The organism is Erwinia artemisiae (genome assembly GCF_051400835.1).
Lineage (GTDB): Bacteria > Pseudomonadota > Gammaproteobacteria > Enterobacterales > Enterobacteriaceae > Erwinia > Erwinia aeris.
Genome location: NZ_JBLFFM010000006.1, coordinates 82,888 through 99,352 on the forward strand (window position 1 = coordinate 82,888; position 16,465 = coordinate 99,352).

A 16,465-nucleotide genomic window follows, 5' to 3' on the forward strand; every position below is an offset into this window, starting at 1 on the left:
TCGCCCAGCTTTAACGTCACTATCGAGGTGTCCCATTTTTACCCGAGTTGCTAATTTTTGCCGAAAAGTTTTGAACCGCGAAGGCGAGGCGCCAGCCGAGGTGCAGGTTGCGCCTAAGATAACCGTGATCCCGCGTGACGGGCACGCTATCTCGCGTAAAGACATCAGTGAAAATGCCCTCAAGGTATTGTACCGACTGAATAAAGCGGGCTATGAGGCTTACCTTGTCGGTGGCGGCGTCCGCGATTTACTGCTGGGCAAAAAACCGAAAGACTTCGACGTGACTACCAACGCCACGCCGGAGCAGATGCGTAAGCTGTTCCGCAACTGCCGTCTGGTCGGCCGCCGTTTTCGCCTCGCTCACGTTATGTTCGGGCCGGAAATCATTGAGGTCGCCACCTTCCGTGGCCATCACGAAGCGGAACAGCCGGAGTCCGATCGCAACAGCTCGCAGCGCGGCCAGAACGGTATGCTGCTGCGCGACAACATTTTCGGCACCATTGAAGATGACGCCCAGCGCCGCGATCTGACTATCAACAGCCTGTATTACAGCGTGGCCGACTTCAGCGTACGCGACTATGTCGGCGGCCTGAACGACCTGCATCAGGGCATTATCCGCCTGATTGGCGATCCGGAAACGCGCTACCGTGAAGATCCCGTGCGAATGCTGCGTGTGATCCGCTTCGCCGCCAAACTGGATATGAGCATCGCCGCCGAAACGGCAGAGCCGATCCCTCGACTGGCGACGCTGCTGCACGATATTCCGCCCGCGCGCCTGTTTGAAGAGACGCTGAAGCTGTTGCAGGCCGGTTATGGCTATACGACCTATTTGCAGCTGCGTGAATATCAGCTGTTCCAGCCGCTCTTCCCGCTGATCACCCGTTACTTTACGGATCAGGGCGACAGCAATATGGAACGCATGGTGGTGCAGGTGCTGAAAAACACCGATAACCGCATTCATAACGATATGCGCGTTAACCCGGCGTTCCTGTTCTCGGCGATGTTCTGGTATCCGCAGCTGGAAGCGGCGCAGAAAATCGCGCAGGAAAGCGGCCTGGCCTACTATGATGCTTTCGCGCTGGCGATGAACGACGTGCTGGATGAAGCGTGCCGCTCGCTGGCTATTCCGAAACGCATTACCACGCTGGTGCGCGATATCTGGCAGCTGCAGCTGCGCCTTTCCCGCCGCCACGGCAAGCGCGCCTGGAAGCTGATGGAGCATCCTAAGTTCCGCGCCGCTTACGACCTGCTGGCGCTGCGCGCCGAAGTAGAGAATAACCAGGAGCTGCTGCGCCTCTCCGCCTGGTGGGGCGAGTTCCAGGTTGCCGCGCCGCCGCAGCAGAAAACGATGCTGAATACGCTTGGCGACGATCCGGTGCCGCGTCGCCGCACCCGCCGTCCACGCAAGCGCGTGCCTGGCCCTCGTCGCGACGGTAACAGCAGCAACGTATGAGGGCGTATCTCGCCTTAGGCAGCAATCTGGCCGATCCTTTGCATCAGGTGCAGTCCGCGCTTGATGCACTGGCCGGGCTGCCGCAAACCACCCTGCTGGCCACCTCCCCCTTCTACCGTACGCCGCCCTACGGCCCGCCGGATCAGCCAGATTATCTTAATGCCGCCGTGTTGCTGGAAACGGCGCTGCCGCCGGAAACGTTGCTTGATCATACCCAGCGTATTGAGCTGGAACAGGGACGCGTACGTAAGGATGAACGCTGGGGCCCGCGCACGCTGGATCTGGACATCATGCTGTTCGGCGATATGACGATTAACACGCCGCGTCTGACCGTACCGCACTACGATATGCACAACCGCGCGTTTATGCTGGTGCCGCTGCTCGCCATCGCGCCGGAACTGATTTTGCCGGACGGCACGCCGCTTAAAAAGCTGGTCGCCACGCTGGACTGCCGGGCCATTAAGTCCTGGTAGCCAGGCTACCGCCCTTCCATTAAGATACGCCCACCAGAACACTTTCTCAGAGGTTGTGATGAAACCGACAACGGTCTCCACCCTTCGCCAATGGAAAAAAAGCGGCCGCAAATTCGCTTCTGTTACCGCTTATGACTACAGCTTCGCTCGCCTGTTTGCCGACGAAGGCATCCAGGTCATGCTGGTCGGCGATTCGCTTGGTATGGTCGTTCAGGGCCATGATTCCACGCTGCCCGTCACGCTGGCGGATATCGCCTATCATACCCGTGCGGTGCGCCGCGGCGCGCCTGCCGCGCTGCTGATGGCCGATCTGCCTTTTATGACCTTCGCCACGCCGGAACAGGCTTTTGCCAGCTCGGCGGAGCTGATGCGCGCGGGCGCGAACATGGTGAAAATCGAAGGCGGCGCCTGGCTGAGCGACACCGTGCGCCAGCTGGCCGAACGCGCCGTGCCGGTCTGTGGGCATCTGGGCTTAACGCCGCAGTCGGTCAATATTTTCGGCGGTTATAAAGTGCAGGGTCGCGATAGCGAGGCGGCGGAGACGCTGCTGGCCGACGCGCTGGCGCTGGAAGCGGCCGGCGCGCAAATGCTGGTGCTGGAGTGCGTGCCCGTCGCGCTGGCGCAGCGCGTAACCGAGGCGCTGGCTATTCCGGTGATCGGCATCGGCGCGGGCAACGTGACCGACGGTCAGATCCTGGTGATGCACGACGCCTTCGGCATCACCGGCGGGCATATTCCTAAATTCGTCAAAAATTTCCTGTTGGAAACAGGCGAGATGCGCGCTGCCGTCAGGCAGTATGTAGCGGAAGTCGAAGCGGGAACGTATCCTGCTGAAGAACACAGTTTTTACTGAGACGGGAGCGGCAAGTGCTGATTATTGAAACCTTACCCATGCTGCGGCGTGAGATCCGCCGCTGGCGGCAAGAAGGCAAGCGTATCGCGCTGGTGCCCACGATGGGCAATCTGCACGACGGCCATATGACGCTGGTCGACGAAGCCCGCGCGCGCGCCGATATTGTGGTTACCACTATTTTCGTTAACCCGATGCAGTTTGAGCGCGCTGACGACCTGGCGCGCTATCCGCGCACACTCCAGGAAGACTGTGAGAAGCTGAACCGCCGCAAGGTGGATCTGGTTTTTGCGCCCGCGCCCGATGATATCTATCCAAAAGGGCTTGGCGAGCAGACGTTTGTCGAGGTGCCGGGCCTCTCTTCGCTGCTGGAAGGCGCCAGCCGTCCGGGCCACTTTCGCGGCGTATCGACCATCGTCAGCAAACTGTTTAACCTCGTGCAGCCCGATTTGGCCTGCTTTGGCGAGAAGGATTTCCAGCAGCTGGCGCTGATCCGCAAGATGGTCGCGGACATGGGCTACGATATCGAGATTGTCGGCGTGCCGACGGTGCGCGCGAAAGACGGCCTGGCGCTCAGCTCGCGTAACGGTTATCTGACGCCCGACGAGCGAAAAATCGCGCCCGCGCTGAGCCGCGTCATGAACAGCATGGCGGAAAGGTTGTCCAATGGAGAGCGTCATGTCGATGTGATTATTGCCGATGCGGAAGCCGCGCTGGCCATTCACGGCCTGCGCGCCGACGGACTGGCGATAGTCGATGCTGAAACGCTGCTGCCGCTAACGGTAGAAAGCAAAAGCGCGGTCATTTTGATGGCGGCCTGGCTGGGCAAGGCGCGCCTGATTGACAATCAGCAGGTCGATTTAACGGCATAGCGTGCCGATTATTGCTTATTCACCAGAGGTAAATGATGAACCGTACCATGCTGCAGGGCAAACTCCACCGCGTCAAAGTCACGCAGGCAGATCTGAACTATGAAGGCTCCTGCGCCATTGACCAGGACTTTCTGGATGCTTCCGGCATCCTGCAATATGAAGCGATCGATATCTATAACGTGACTAACGGTCAGCGCTTCTCTACCTATGCTATCGCGGCCGAACGCGGCTCGAAAATTATCTCCGTCAACGGCGCGGCCGCCCGCTGTGCTTGCGAAGGCGATATTCTGATCATTTGCTCTTACGTGGCGATGTCGGATGCCGAAGCCCGCGAATGGCAGCCGAAAGTCGCCTACTTTGAAGGCGATAATGTAATGAAGCGTTTGGCGAAAGCGGTGCCGGTGCAGGTCGCTTAATCTACTGGCGGGGGATGACTCCCCCGCTCTTCTTACCGCCATCGTTCAGACCCCGCCCTTTCCTTTTACTCCCGTTTTCCGGCCCGGCCCTGCTTACTGTTACCCGGCGGCGGCATCTCTGCCTCCCCGGCTGCGGGGCTAGAGGAGGCTGGCGCAGCTGGAGACACCGCCGTTTACCTGGCAGGGTTTGACGCTTCCAGCCCCAGGCACCCCCCTCAGGCTACGCCTGCTTACTTTTGCCCAACGGCTGCATCTCAATTTCTTCGCTCGCTGGCTGCGCGACGGGCCGGGATCCGCCAGGCGCGGCTGAAGGCGGCGTCGTCTGAGCGGCAGGCTTTGAGGTCGAAGCCTGTGGCGCCGTTTGCGCGGCAGGCTTTGAGGTCGAAGCCTGTGGCGCCGTTTGCGCGGCAGGTCGGGTCGGTGCCGTAGTTTGTGACGTCGAGGCCTGGGGTGCCGCCGGAGCGACAGGTCGTGCCGGTGGCGGCGCAGTTTGTGGCGCGGTGGTCTGTCCTGACGCCTGCGCGGCAGGCCGTGACGAAGAAGCCTGAGGGGCTGACGACGGCATCGCCTGCGCGGCTGGCTGTGACGGAGAAGCAAACTGCTTTTTGATTTGTTCGCCCGCCCATTGATGGGCATTGCTCATGGCGTCAGAAACGTTATTTTTCGCCGTTTTCAGACCGCTGCCAACCGCGTTGCCCGTTTTGACCGCTCCATCGGCTAATGAGATGGCGCCTTCCTTGACCGAGTTTTTGGTTTTCACCGCGGCATCGACGGTCATCTGTCCCACATCTCTTGCCCCTTGCTGTACCACCTCAATAGCCTTATCCCGCACTTCACCGGTTTTCTCCCCAATTACGCTGTTCACGACTTTATCCGCCAAAAAATCTACGGCTTCGTCATTGCGGGTTGGCGCCGGCCCGGCTAACGCGCCTGCGACGCCCTGAAAAGCATAGGCCAGCGCGGCGCCGACAAGGTTAATCGCCTGATCTTTAGCAATCTCTGATGGCGAGGTCAGCTGGCCTGCGCCGAGGCGTCCAAGCGCGTCATCAATCGCGGCGGAGGGGGCAGAACTCACGGCTTCGCTCACGCCTTTATTACGCACAACATTGCGTAAGGCATTGTTTCCGGCCAGCGCCACGGCTAAGGCGCCAATTTCCGACACCATATTTCCTGAAGTAATATTCAGCGTTCCCTTAGCATAATTACGGGGCGTTAGTAAGCTAAGCAGCAGCGTTTTCAGCCTTTCCGCGCCTCCGGACGCCATCTGCTGCTTGACGCTGGTAGACTTCAACGCGGTGTATTGCGCTTTCCAGTCGGTGCGTCCCAGCAGGAATTCAGGGCCGTGGGAAGCGCTGAACTTGTTGGTGAGGACGCCGCCCGCCGCGCCTGCTGCCAGACTCAGCACATTGCTGGTATGCGACACCGCCTGAGGATTATTATGCGTCGCCGCGGCTACAGCGCCGACCACGGCATTACGGCCATTGAATCCCTGGCCGCCCAGCGGAGCCAGCTTCAGGCTTTCTCCCAGGCCCTGGCGCTTTTTCAGCACCTCCTGCATTTCCGGCTCCAGCTTTGCGGAATCGGCTGCCAGCCACAGCGTATCCTTTACCGTATCAGCAAATACCTTATCGCCTACGGATTTCATTACCATCGCCGTAGCCCCATCAATCGCCCCCGCCAGCGCTTCCGAACCCGGCGTGGAACCGGCCACGCCTGCGCCTAATTTGAGGGCGCCTGAGGCGTAGCCCGAGATGGCAAAAGGAAACGCTTTTACCGCGTTGCCTGCGGCCTCGCTGATGTAATCCATTTTCTGCGCTTTGGCCATATTTTCGGCAACGCTTTGAGGCGTCTCTCCCATATCATGAAGCTCAGCGGCACGATCCTGTACCAGCGTGTGCAATGCGGTACTGCCGGGAAAATAGTGATTGAGCTGGGTAACTATGTTGTTAATGGCCCGATCGCGCGCAGCGTCTGCCGGTGTGGTAACCGCCGTAGAAGGGCCTGCTCCCCCGGTGCCCCGGGCGCGAGCCTCCTGACTGGAGGTTGCCTGGCCTGAAGAGTGAGTGGCGGTAGTTAAGGTAGAAGGTAATGCATTTACGCCTGCCATAAGTTTGATCCAGAGTTGAGTCAAAGATAACAGGCTTGTGGCCTGCTGATTTATCGTGACAACACCGGCCATACTCAATACCAGTACAACGTGCTCGCGATAGGACTGAGTGGCAACAGGGAGGAAAAAGTTTGCAGCTAAATAAGGTTTTCTTATATTCAGTGATGGACGTCAAATAATGCGGGGATAGAGATCGTGCTATTTGCGGTTACGCTTTCTTCGTTCAGCAACCTTCTCCATGCAGAGAGAAGGCGGTTCAGCCTCCCTTCCCCTTGCGGGAAGAGAGGCTTTTAAGCGTTTAGGTACGCAGCCCTCTTCCGCGCTGGATCAGCCACCAGACCAGAATGTAAAACACCGCGATAAAGCCTACCAGCACCGCCAGCGTAAACACCAGCGGCACGTCGGAGATGCCCAAAAAGCCGAAGCGGAAACCGCTGATCATATAGACGATCGGGTTCAGCTTCGACACCATCTGCCAGAACGGCGGCAGCAGCGTCAGCGAATAGAACACGCCGCCCAGGTAGGTTAACGGCGTCAGCACAAAGGTCGGGATCAGGCTGATGTCGTCAAAGGTTTTAGCGAAGACCGCGTTCAGCAGGCCCGCCAGCGAAAACAGGATCGCCGTCAGCAGCAGCGTTACCGCCACCATCAGCCAGGAGTGCACGTGAAACGGCACAAAGAACAGCGACACCGCGGTCACCAGGATCCCGACGCAGACGCCGCGCGCCACGCCGCCGCCGACATAGCCAGCGATAATGACGTGCGTCGGCACCGGCGCCACCAGCAGCTCTTCAATGTTGCGCTGGAATTTAGAGCTGAAAAAAGAGGACGCTACGTTGGCATAGGCATTGGTGATCACCGCCATCATAATCAGCCCCGGCACGATAAACTGCATATAGCTGAAGCCATGCATATCGCCAATGCGGGAGCCAATCAGGTTGCCGAAGATAATAAAATAGAGCGTCATGGTGATAACCGGCGGCACCAGCGTCTGGATCCAGATGCGGGCAAAACGGTTAATCTCTTTTCCCCAGAGACTTTTCAGGGCAACCCAGTACAGATGTGTCATGCTTTCTCTCCTTTGCGACCGTTTACCAGGTCTACAAACAGCTCCTCAAGGCGGTTAGCCTTGTTGCGCATACTTAATACCTTGACGCCCTGCTGGCTGAGCTGGCTGAAGACGCTGTTCAGCCCTTGCTCGCGCATGACTTCCACCTCCAGCGTTGAGGTATCCACCAGCCGGTACTGGAAGCCTTCCAGCGCCGGCAGCGGGCTTTTTGCCGCCAGATCGAAAATAAAGGTTTCCGATTTCAGCTTCGCCAGCAGCCCTTTCATGGTGGTGTTTTCCACCAGCCGGCCGTGCTGAATAATGCCGATATTGCGGCAAAGCATCTCGGCTTCTTCCAGATAGTGGGTGGTCAGGATGATGGTGGTGCCTTTGGCGTTCAGATCCTGCAAAAAGCTCCACATCGAGCGGCGCAGCTCAATATCCACGCCTGCGGTCGGCTCATCCAGGATCAGCAGCTTTGGCTCGTGCATCAGCGCGCGGGCGATCATCAAGCGGCGTTTCATGCCGCCGGAAAGCATCCGCGCCCGCTCGTTGCGCTTGTCCCACAGATCGAGCTGCTTTAAGTATTTTTCCGCCCTTTGCAGCGCTTCTTTTTTCTCTACGCCGTAAAGGCCCGCCTGGCTGACCACGATTTGCAGCACGGTTTCAAACTGGTTGAAGTTAAACTCCTGCGGCACCAGGCCCAGCTGGCGCTTGGCGTTGACCACATCCTGCTGCAGGTCATAGCCAAACACCCGCACCTTGCCGGCAGTTTTATTCACCAGCGAGCTGATAATACCGATAGTGGTGGATTTGCCCGCGCCGTTGGGGCCAAGCAGCGCATAAAAGTCGCCCGCTTCCACGTTAAGATCGATTCCTTTCAAGGCCTGAACGCCACCCGCATAGGTTTTGGTCAGCTTTTCGAGTTCCAGTGCATAAGTCATAGGTAAAGGATTGCCCTGTTTTGTATGGTTTTCTTGTTTAGCGTTTTCAATCACAGTTTGATGGCCTATATTACTGCCACGCATATCAAGTTATGGCGCTATAAAAATGAAAGATATTGATACTCTCATTAGTAACAACCGCGAGTGGTCTCGCCTGCTGAAAGAAGAGAACCCGGCTTTTTTTGAACGCCTGTCGCTGGCGCAGAAGCCTCGTTTTCTCTGGATTGGCTGTTCCGACAGCCGTGTACCAGCCGAACGTCTGACCGGCCTGGAGCCGGGCGAACTGTTCGTTCATCGCAACGTAGCTAACCTGGTTATTCACACCGATCTGAACTGCCTTTCCGTTGTGCAGTACGCGGTGGAGGTTCTGCAGGTGGAGCACATCATTATCTGCGGCCACTACGGCTGCGGCGGCGTGCAGGCGGCGGTCGAGAACCCGGAACTGGGTCTAATCAACAACTGGCTGCTGCACATCCGCGATCTGTGGTACAAGCATAGTTCGTCATTGAAACAGCTGCCGACGCCGGAGCAGCGTTTTAACAAACTTTGTGAAATCAACGTGATCGAGCAGGTTTATAACCTGGGCCACTCCACCATCATGCAGTCGGCATGGAAACGCGGTCAGAATGTCAAAATTCACGGCTGGGTTTACGGTATTCAGGATGGCCACCTGCACGACCTGGAAGTCGGCGCTTCCAGCATGGACGTGCTTGAAGAGCGTCACCATAAAGGTATCGCTAACGCGCTGAAAGGCTTGCAAAACCCGAGCTGATCTCCGGCCGGATCATATATCAGGCCGGGAAATCCGGCCTTAGTCGATCGTGCGGTGAGCGTTACTCTTCCAGCATTACCACGTGGCCTACGTAAGGCAGATGGCGATAGCGCTGGGCGTAGTCGATGCCGTAGCCCACCACGAATTTATCAGGAATAGTGAAGCCCACGTATTCCACCGGCACTTCCACTTCCCGCCGTTCAGGCTTATCCAGCAGCGTACAGATTGCCAGCGACTTTGGCTCGCGCAGGCGCAGGATTTCCCGCACTTTGCTCAGCGTATTGCCGGAGTCGATAATGTCTTCCACGATCAGCACGTCCTTGCCACGGATATCTTCATCCAGATCCTTAAGGATTTTCACATCGCGCGTGGTGGACATACCGCTGCCGTAGCTGGAAGCCGTCATAAAATCGACCTCGTGCGATACCTCAATCCTGCGGCAGAGATCCGCCATAAACATAAAGGAACCGCGCAGCAGGCCGACCAGCACCATTTCGCTACCGCTGTCGCGGTAGTTTTCGGTGATCTGCTGGCCCAGTTCAGCGATGCGTTTGGCGATCTCTTGCTCGGAGATCATGACTTCTACAGTGTGTTTCATAAATTAGCTTATCTCACTGATTTTATTCAGTTAAACATCATGTAAAGCGTGTATGAAAAGTCGATATTGACACACCGATTGCTGTACGGAGTACCACACAATCCAATACAACGGCGATAGCATGAGAACCTCTTAAGGAGGGGGATTATATCAGGGATGGTTGCCGGATGAACTGAAAGCATGCGAACAAATCGCCGCTTTTGGCCGGCGGCAAAAGCTCAGGGGTTAGATTACCCCTTGTCTTGCATTGCCGATCTCCGAAAAAGGGGGCAATAACTTGCCTGAAGGCCGGTGATGAATGTTTTTAGCTGTATCCGTTATCAGCGTATCTCAGTACCCGGCTGAAACATGATAAGAAATCAGCAGGGGAAGGAAGATTTTCCCCTGGGCACTACGCAATAAATAAAGCTTTAATTATGGTCAATTTTTATTACTTCCCCATTTTCTTCCAGTCGGTAGTCATCGCCATCATACACAACGAAAATAGTCCCCTTATTCTTGCTCTTATCTATTGAAAACACTCTGTTTTTATCAATGCAGTTCTTATCAGTTTGCATATCCTTAAAACATAACCTGTCATACTTGCCCTCTTCTTTATAGCCATCACCAAATAACCAAAAGCTAATGGTGTAATTTCCATATAATGCTGGTTTAGGGATGCCGTAACGGTTTTTTAGCTTATCTTTATTTTTAAGCCACCAGGCTATTTTACCCCGTTCGGTAAACGGAACATTTTTTACTATGACATCACTGAAGTTCCCGTCCTCGTGAACGGCAACTATTACCACAGGGCGAAAAAACAACCAAAAAACATAGACCAGTGACGCGCTACCAACCAGTAACAACGTACTCAATAATTTTTTATTAGTTTTCATCACGTCTCCCGGTAATTTCCACAGTGGTTTCCATATCGGTCATAAAGGGTTTAAAGCCAAACAGGTTGTATCGTTGAAGCAAAAACCAGATGCGAAAAAAACGGAACTGATTAAATTTTAACGCTGAAATATCTTCACTATCCAGGCCAAAATGATCCTGTATTTTGTAATTCACAAGCGCGCGGTACCGCTCATTTTCAATATGCAGTGATTTTATAGCGATATGTGTAGCCCATACATCATGTACTGTAATCCCCATTCCGTTAAAACTATCCTGCAACCGATCAAACTTAGGTAACTTCCCTCTAAGGATCGCTTTTGTTAACTCTTTTTTTTGCGCTAAAGGAAAGTAACCCTTTCCCCAGTCTATGTTTTTACCAACGACTTTAGTTAACAAAAGACGCGTATTGTTTTTAGAATTATCATTTAGAATATGCTTTTTTAACGCACTATCCAAAGACGTATCCTGAAAAGGCATGCCGTTGCCTTTCTGCATATGGGTTATCATTTTTTCAATCAGATGGCTGTAAGGTCCGTAAATGGAAAATGTCCGCGAAAGGTGTCGGAATTCATCAAAGAGGATTTTGGCACATTCTTGCCGGGAAATTTTCTCACCTTCGCTACGGGAGCCATAGAATCTCGATTGAGGTTGATTAAATGGGGTGATTTTGGTCAATGTGTAAGGATTGACTCTGGTGGATACATCGACCAGATGAAACGCTCTTTTCAGCTGAAATTCTGATAAATCGCCACAATGCATATCACTGGCGCTGTAATCTTCCATCTTTTTTTGTGTTTTGAAAATTGTACAGGGGAATTGTAATGCAGACATGGTATCGCTTCCTTGTGGGTTACTCCTGAAAATTTTCAGCTAGATGTAAATCTAGCGCCGCTCAAATCGCCTGTAAACGCCCGACATTTAAATGAAAAAAAATTAAGAATTTTGCCCGCTTGAGCGGAGTGTATCCGTTTCATACCTTTCCAGCCCGCAAAATCGGAAAAGCAAGATAGCCAAAGATCTGGGGAATATAGCGCTAATGGAAAGGTCAGCGGCATAGCCAACAGCGTTCCGTTAATTAAAACCAATGAATAGCTTTTCCATTGCTTAATGGACGCTGTCAAAAAAATTTTTTTTGTAAAACCTTTTGCTGGAAAAAATCCTGTCGTCGTTATATTTCATCCCGATCAATCCGTTCATCACGCCGCTTTTTTTTGCTGCTTTTCCTTCAGCGAAGAATAACAGCAACTGAATTTCATGCTAACAGACATATAGCCTTCCGGAAGGCCTGAATATTTTCAGTAAAAGCTTAACGATAGTCCAATAAATTATTTAATAACGTTATGGCGGTAAGGCTAAGATGCGATCGCTTATTTACCCTCGCTGGTCAGGAGAACCCATGGCGACGCAACACGCAAAAAAAACGCATCTCGGCAATCGTGAACTACAGCCTGAAACGCAAATGCTTAACTACGGTTACGATCCTGCGCTGTCCGAAGGCGCAGTGAAACCGCCCGTGTTCCTGACTTCGACCTTTATTTTTACCAGCGCCGAAGAAGGCCGCGACTTTTTCGATTACGTTTCCGGTCGTCGCGAGCCGCCGGAAGGCGAAGGCAACGGCCTGGTTTACTCACGCTTTAATCATCCCAACAGCGAAATCGTCGAGGATCGGCTGGCGATTTATGAGCGCACCGAAAGCGCGGCGCTGTTCTCTTCGGGCATGTCGGCTATTTCTACCGCCCTGCTGGCCTTTGTCGAGCCAGGCGACGCCATTCTGCATTCGCAGCCTTTATATGGCGGCACCGAAACGCTGCTGACCAAAACTTTTCGTCGGCTGGGCGTGGCGTCGGTCGGGTTTGCCGACGGCGTGGATGAGGCCTCCGTACGGGCAGCGGCAAAAGAGGCAATGAAACAGGGACGCGTATCAATGATCCTCATTGAATCGCCCGCTAACCCTACCAACAGCCTGGTGGATATCGCGCTGATTAAACGCGTGGCTGATGAAATAGCACAGCAGCAGCAGCATCGTCCGATTATTGCCTGTGATAACACGCTGCTCGGGCCGGTCTTTCAGCGTCCAACCGAACACGGCGCGGATCTGTCGCTGTATTCGCTGACTAAATATGTCGGCGGCCATTCCGATTTGATTGCCGGTGCGGTGATGGGCAGCAAGGCGCTGATTAAACAGATTAAAGCGCTGCGCAGCGCGATTGGTACCCAGCTCGATCCGCACTCCTGCTGGATGATCGGCCGCTCGCTGGAAACGCTGTCGCTGCGTATGGAGCGCGCCAACGACAATGCCGCCGCCGTCGCCGCGTTTCTGCAATCGCATCAAAAAATTGAAAAACTGCACTATCTGCCGTTTCTGGAAGCCGGTTCGCCAGCCGCAGAGGTTTATCAACAACAGTGTAGCGGCGCGGGATCGACGTTCTCATTCGACGTGGTCGGCGGCCAGGCGGCTGCCTTTAAGCTGCTGAATGCGCTCCAGCTGTTTAAGCTGGCGGTAAGTCTTGGCGGCACCGAATCACTCGCCAGCCATCCTGCCAGCACCACGCATTCCGGCGTCCCGGCGGAGGTGCGCACGCGTATCGGCATCAATGAGGCTACCGTTCGCGTCTCTATCGGCATCGAAAACAAAGACGATCTGATTGAGGATCTACGCCTGGCGCTGGAAAAAGTTTAGCGTCGCAAACTTAACGGTAAAGCTCTTACCTGCCGCACAGCAGCTTCTGAAGCAGGTATATCAGGGCAGGCATAATGCCTGCCCTGTTCTTACAGAAGCCGCACCTGCCACTCACGCTTTTCTGCAGATATGCCACAATGAAAAACACGCACTCTTTTGTGAAGGAATTCTGATGAGTATTCGTTGTCACGTCCTGTGCTGTGCCGCCGCATTATGGAGCGGTTCACTGATGGCGATCCCGTTACCTGTCCGACCGCCAGAAACCGTGCCGCCAGCTGATTATCTCTCTCAGGTTAATGACGACAGCACTATTACCTGGCGGCTCTGGGCGCCTGCGGCAAAAGCGGTAGAGGTGGTCACCGGCGCCACGCCCGATCGCTATGTATCGCACGCCATGAGCAAAGACGATCGCGGTATCTGGTCGTTCACCAGCGAGGCGGTGAAGCCCGATTTATATGAATATTTCTTTAATATCGACGGTTTCAGAAGCATTGATACCGGCAGCGCTCAGGCCAAGCCGCAGCGTCAGGTCAATACCAGCCTGATCCTCGTGCCTGGCAGCCTGCTGGACGTGCGCGAAGTCCCACATGGTGAAATCCATACGCTGACCTGGCACTCCTCTGTTTTAAACCGGGAACGGCAGCTCTCCGTCTGGGTACCGCCGGGCATGGAAAAAAGCGCCGAGCCTTTACCGGTGCTCTATTTTTACCACGGCTTTGGCGACACGGCTCTTTCCGCGCTTATCCAGGGACGAATTCCGCAAATTATGGATAATCTGCTGGCGGAAAAAAAAATAGAGCCCATGTTGGTCGTGATGCCGGATACAGAAACCGACCTCGCCGAGGCCGTACCGGAAAATTTTGCTCCGGCCAGCCGCCGACAGACATTCTATCCGCGCAATGCGCTGGCGGCAGATAAAGAACTGATACAGGAAATTATCCCGCAGATTGCCGAACGCTATAACGCGCGTAAAGATGCAGAGGGACGAGCGCTGGCTGGTTTATCGCAGGGCGGCTATCAGGCGCTGATAAGCGGGATGCGCCATTTGGATCGGTTTGCCTGGCTGGGTGTGTTCAGCGGCGTCACCACTGAAAGCGTGCCCGACTTTCGCGTCGCCGCCCAGCTTAAAAAAAACCAGGCCATCAACCGCCAGCTTAAACTGTTTACCTTAGTGACGGGAGAGGAAGATATTATCACAGGACGTGATATGACCGGGCTTAAAGCTCTGCTCGATCAAAATGGTGTCGTCACGGACTGGCACAGCCTGCCCGGACTGGGCCATGAAATGGCGCTCTGGCGACCTGCCTATATTGAATTTGTGCAAAAACTGTTCCGCTAAGCTTTCACCGTCGGCAGCGTCTTGCTCAGCGTCAGCTGATTCTCGCCGCTGTCCGAGCGATAGCTGACACTATCCACACAGGCGTAAATCAGCGCGATCCCACGGCCGCCTTCGCTTACGTTCTCCAGCCCGGAGGAGGTGACGCTCTCCTCTTCATCCGGCGGCCTGGACGAAAGCAGTGCGGCGGGGACAGGCAGTCCCTGATCTATAAGCACAATCGTTATGGCGGCAGCATCGTGACTGAAGATGACGCGATAGCCTGCCTCCTTTTGATCCGCATAGCCGTGGCGGATAATATTGCTGGCGGCTTCGCAAAGCGCCAGGTCCAGCAGATAGATCCAACTTTCATCAACGGGAAAGCCGGCCAGATAGCGGTGTAACACGTTTCCCAGCGAGGTCAGGCTGTTAAGCGTGGCCGGAAACTGCCACTCTTCATCAGGCAGCTGCTTCATAATTTACCCTCCCAGGGTTAACGCGTCTATCGCGTCGCTCCGCTCAGGGTAGAGAGTAAAAACGCGATCCATACGGGTCAGTGAGAACATATTTTTGATATTGCCGTTTAGCGAGCAAAGCACCAGCGTGCCTTTGCCGCTGGTCGCCTTCAGCAAAGAGATAAGGGCGCCTAAACAGCTGCTGTCGATAAAATCGACGCGGGAAAAATCAAGCACCAGCCGCACTTCCCCCTGCTGAATAACCGCCAATACTTCTTCTTTAAAACGCAGCGCGACCGACGCATCGAGCCGCCGCGTGACCGGCGTCATCAGGGTTACATCCTGTTGTTTTTCAATTTCAATTTTCATTAATGCTCTCTCCATCAAGGGGATAAGGCGACTGCCGTTCAATTACCAGCAGCGAGATATCGTCAGCCGCGGGCGCGTTTCCTCCCGGCACCGTGTCGCGCCAGAGATTAAGCTCATGCTGCACCTGCGCCAGCAGCCCGCCCACGGGAACATCATTAAGGGAAGCCAGTAAAGTTTCCAGGCGCTGCGCGCCGAACATCTCATGTTCGGGGTTTTCGCATTCGCTGATGCCGTCGCTGTAGATACAAAGCCGCTCGCCCGGCGCCAGCTGAAAGTCGCTCTCTTCCCAGCTAAGATCGTCGAGCAGGCCAACCGGCGGACCGCCATCGCCTACCTGGCGCGTTACCCCTGCCCGGCTGACGATAAAAGGCGTGGGATGACCGGCCTGGCAGAGTCTGCCCTCTCCGCTTTGTAAATCAATCACGCCATAGACGATGGTGAAGTAACTCAGCACGTCCTGGCTCTGCGCGCAAAAACGCTCGTTAAGGATCTTCACCACCTGAGCCGGAGGGGTAACGGTATTGCCACTAAACAGAAAACGATCCACGGTGCGACCGTGTAGAAACTGTCTGGCGACGGCAACCGACATCATCGCCGCCGTAACGCCGTGGCCCGCGACATCAACGCAATAAAAGCCTACGGCCTGATGATCAAGCGGAAACAGATTAAAGATATCGCCAGAAACCCATGCGGAAGGAATAAACAGCCAGTCGGCATAATAAGGGCCATGCTGAAGAGCATGAGGCGGCAATATACTGATTTGCAGGCTGGCGGCAGCCTGTAAGTCCTGTTCAATCTGTCTTAACGCTTCGCTCAGGTGCCTGTTCCGGGCCGCCAGCATAGCTTCAAGCTGCAACACGCGCTCACCGGCGTGTAACCGGGCCTGCAATTCGACCTGGTTAACCGGCTTGCGTAAAAAGTCATCCGCGCCGGCGGCAAAGCCAACCTGCAAATCTTCCACGCTTTCACGGGCGGTCAGCACGATCACATAAACATAGCGATCCTGTATCTGCAGGCGCACCTCCTGGCACAGCGTCGGGCCGTCCATTACCGGCATCTCCCAGTCGCTGATCAGCAAATTAATCGGCCGCTCGGCCAGGACCGCCAGCGCCTGCTCGCCGTTTTCGGCCTCAAAGACTTCGTATCCCCATTTTTTCAGTAACCCCGCCAGCAACTTGCGGTAAGTGGCTGCGTCGTCGACGACCAGTACGGGTTGAGATTGCAGCGTTAACATAGC

Annotated in this window: 17 protein-coding genes; 8 read left to right on the plus strand and 9 right to left on the minus strand. The window is 55.0% G+C overall.

Translation table 11 applies throughout. From position 1 onward, the window contains the following. The first annotated feature begins 34 nt into the window (after positions 1–34). The 5 genes from pcnB to panD are packed head-to-tail and all read left to right on the plus strand — an operon-like array spanning position 35 to position 4,064. Positions 35–1,453, plus strand: coding sequence for a polynucleotide adenylyltransferase PcnB (gene pcnB / locus ACMGEE_RS14515; protein WP_253461107.1), 1,419 nt, complete (start codon positions 35–37; stop codon positions 1,451–1,453). Further along, complete coding sequence (folK, locus tag ACMGEE_RS14520) at positions 1,450–1,926, plus strand: 2-amino-4-hydroxy-6-hydroxymethyldihydropteridine diphosphokinase (RefSeq protein ID WP_436830257.1); 477 nt, start codon at positions 1,450–1,452, stop codon at positions 1,924–1,926. The genes pcnB and folK overlap by 4 nt, the downstream gene beginning before the upstream one ends. Positions 1,927–1,984: 58 nt before the next feature. Then, positions 1,985–2,779, plus strand: coding sequence for a 3-methyl-2-oxobutanoate hydroxymethyltransferase (panB, locus tag ACMGEE_RS14525; protein WP_253455213.1), 795 nt, complete (start codon positions 1,985–1,987; stop codon positions 2,777–2,779). 14 nt (positions 2,780–2,793) lie between these two features. Then, a complete protein-coding gene (gene panC / locus ACMGEE_RS14530; RefSeq protein WP_301251383.1) occupies positions 2,794–3,648 on the plus strand; it encodes a pantoate--beta-alanine ligase in 855 nt (284 codons plus the stop codon). Positions 3,649–3,683: 35 nt separating this feature from the next. Continuing rightward, positions 3,684–4,064, plus strand: a complete 381-nt coding sequence (gene panD, locus ACMGEE_RS14535; RefSeq protein WP_436830308.1) for an aspartate 1-decarboxylase — start codon at positions 3,684–3,686, stop codon at positions 4,062–4,064. 220 nt (positions 4,065–4,284) lie between these two features. Here panD and ACMGEE_RS14540 read toward each other — a convergent pair whose 3' ends face one another. From ACMGEE_RS14540 to ACMGEE_RS14550, 3 genes are all read right to left on the minus strand, one after another. Further along, positions 4,285–6,171 carry a hypothetical protein gene (locus tag ACMGEE_RS14540; protein WP_436830258.1) on the minus strand — a complete coding sequence of 629 codons (1,887 nt, stop codon included), beginning with the start codon at positions 6,169–6,171 and terminating at the stop codon, positions 4,285–4,287. 298 nt (positions 6,172–6,469) lie between these two features. Continuing rightward, entirely contained in the window at positions 6,470–7,240 is a 771-nt protein-coding gene (locus tag ACMGEE_RS14545) for an ABC transporter permease (RefSeq protein ID WP_125289061.1), read from the minus strand. Continuing rightward, positions 7,237–8,163 carry an ABC transporter ATP-binding protein gene (locus ACMGEE_RS14550; protein ID WP_253455216.1) on the minus strand — a complete coding sequence of 309 codons (927 nt, stop codon included), beginning with the start codon at positions 8,161–8,163 and terminating at the stop codon, positions 7,237–7,239. The genes ACMGEE_RS14545 and ACMGEE_RS14550 overlap by 4 nt, the downstream gene beginning before the upstream one ends. Positions 8,164–8,269: 106 nt before the next feature. Here ACMGEE_RS14550 and can point away from each other — a divergent pair, with 106 nt between their 5' ends. Further along, entirely contained in the window at positions 8,270–8,935 is a 666-nt protein-coding gene (gene can, locus ACMGEE_RS14555) for a carbonate dehydratase (RefSeq protein WP_253455217.1), read from the plus strand. Between the two features lie 61 nt (positions 8,936–8,996). Here can and hpt read toward each other — a convergent pair whose 3' ends face one another. The 3 genes from hpt to ACMGEE_RS14570 form a co-directional block, all read right to left on the minus strand. Next, positions 8,997–9,533, minus strand: coding sequence for a hypoxanthine phosphoribosyltransferase (hpt, locus tag ACMGEE_RS14560; protein WP_125289058.1), 537 nt, complete (start codon positions 9,531–9,533; stop codon positions 8,997–8,999). A gap of 410 nt (positions 9,534–9,943) precedes the next feature. After that, positions 9,944–10,408, minus strand: a complete 465-nt coding sequence (locus ACMGEE_RS14565; protein ID WP_253455218.1) for a DUF943 family protein — start codon at positions 10,406–10,408, stop codon at positions 9,944–9,946. Beyond that, a complete protein-coding gene (locus tag ACMGEE_RS14570; protein WP_369895482.1) occupies positions 10,398–11,240 on the minus strand; it encodes a YPO3983 family protein in 843 nt (280 codons plus the stop codon). The genes ACMGEE_RS14565 and ACMGEE_RS14570 overlap by 11 nt, the downstream gene beginning before the upstream one ends. Positions 11,241–11,805: 565 nt before the next feature. On the opposite strand from ACMGEE_RS14570, the gene ACMGEE_RS14575 reads away from it, so the two are divergent. Together ACMGEE_RS14575 and ACMGEE_RS14580 are read left to right on the plus strand one after the other, a co-directional pair. Further along, complete coding sequence (locus ACMGEE_RS14575) at positions 11,806–13,089, plus strand: cystathionine gamma-synthase family protein (protein ID WP_253455219.1); 1,284 nt, start codon at positions 11,806–11,808, stop codon at positions 13,087–13,089. A gap of 178 nt (positions 13,090–13,267) precedes the next feature. Continuing rightward, positions 13,268–14,428, plus strand: a complete 1,161-nt coding sequence (locus ACMGEE_RS14580; protein ID WP_436830309.1) for an alpha/beta hydrolase-fold protein — start codon at positions 13,268–13,270, stop codon at positions 14,426–14,428. Here the strand turns inward: ACMGEE_RS14580 and ACMGEE_RS14585 are convergent. From ACMGEE_RS14585 to ACMGEE_RS14595, 3 genes are read right to left on the minus strand one after another with little or no spacing between them, the layout of a single operon-like run. Further along, complete coding sequence (locus ACMGEE_RS14585) at positions 14,425–14,880, minus strand: ATP-binding protein (RefSeq protein ID WP_436830259.1); 456 nt, start codon at positions 14,878–14,880, stop codon at positions 14,425–14,427. The genes ACMGEE_RS14580 and ACMGEE_RS14585 overlap by 4 nt on opposite strands. Positions 14,881–14,883: 3 nt before the next feature. Further along, positions 14,884–15,228 (minus strand): STAS domain-containing protein, encoded by a 345-nt coding sequence (locus tag ACMGEE_RS14590; protein WP_436830260.1) that lies wholly within the window; start codon positions 15,226–15,228, stop codon positions 14,884–14,886. Further along, positions 15,218–16,453, minus strand: a complete 1,236-nt coding sequence (locus ACMGEE_RS14595) for a PP2C family protein-serine/threonine phosphatase (protein ID WP_436830310.1) — start codon at positions 16,451–16,453, stop codon at positions 15,218–15,220. The genes ACMGEE_RS14590 and ACMGEE_RS14595 overlap by 11 nt, the downstream gene beginning before the upstream one ends. Positions 16,454–16,465: the final 12 nt, after the last annotated feature.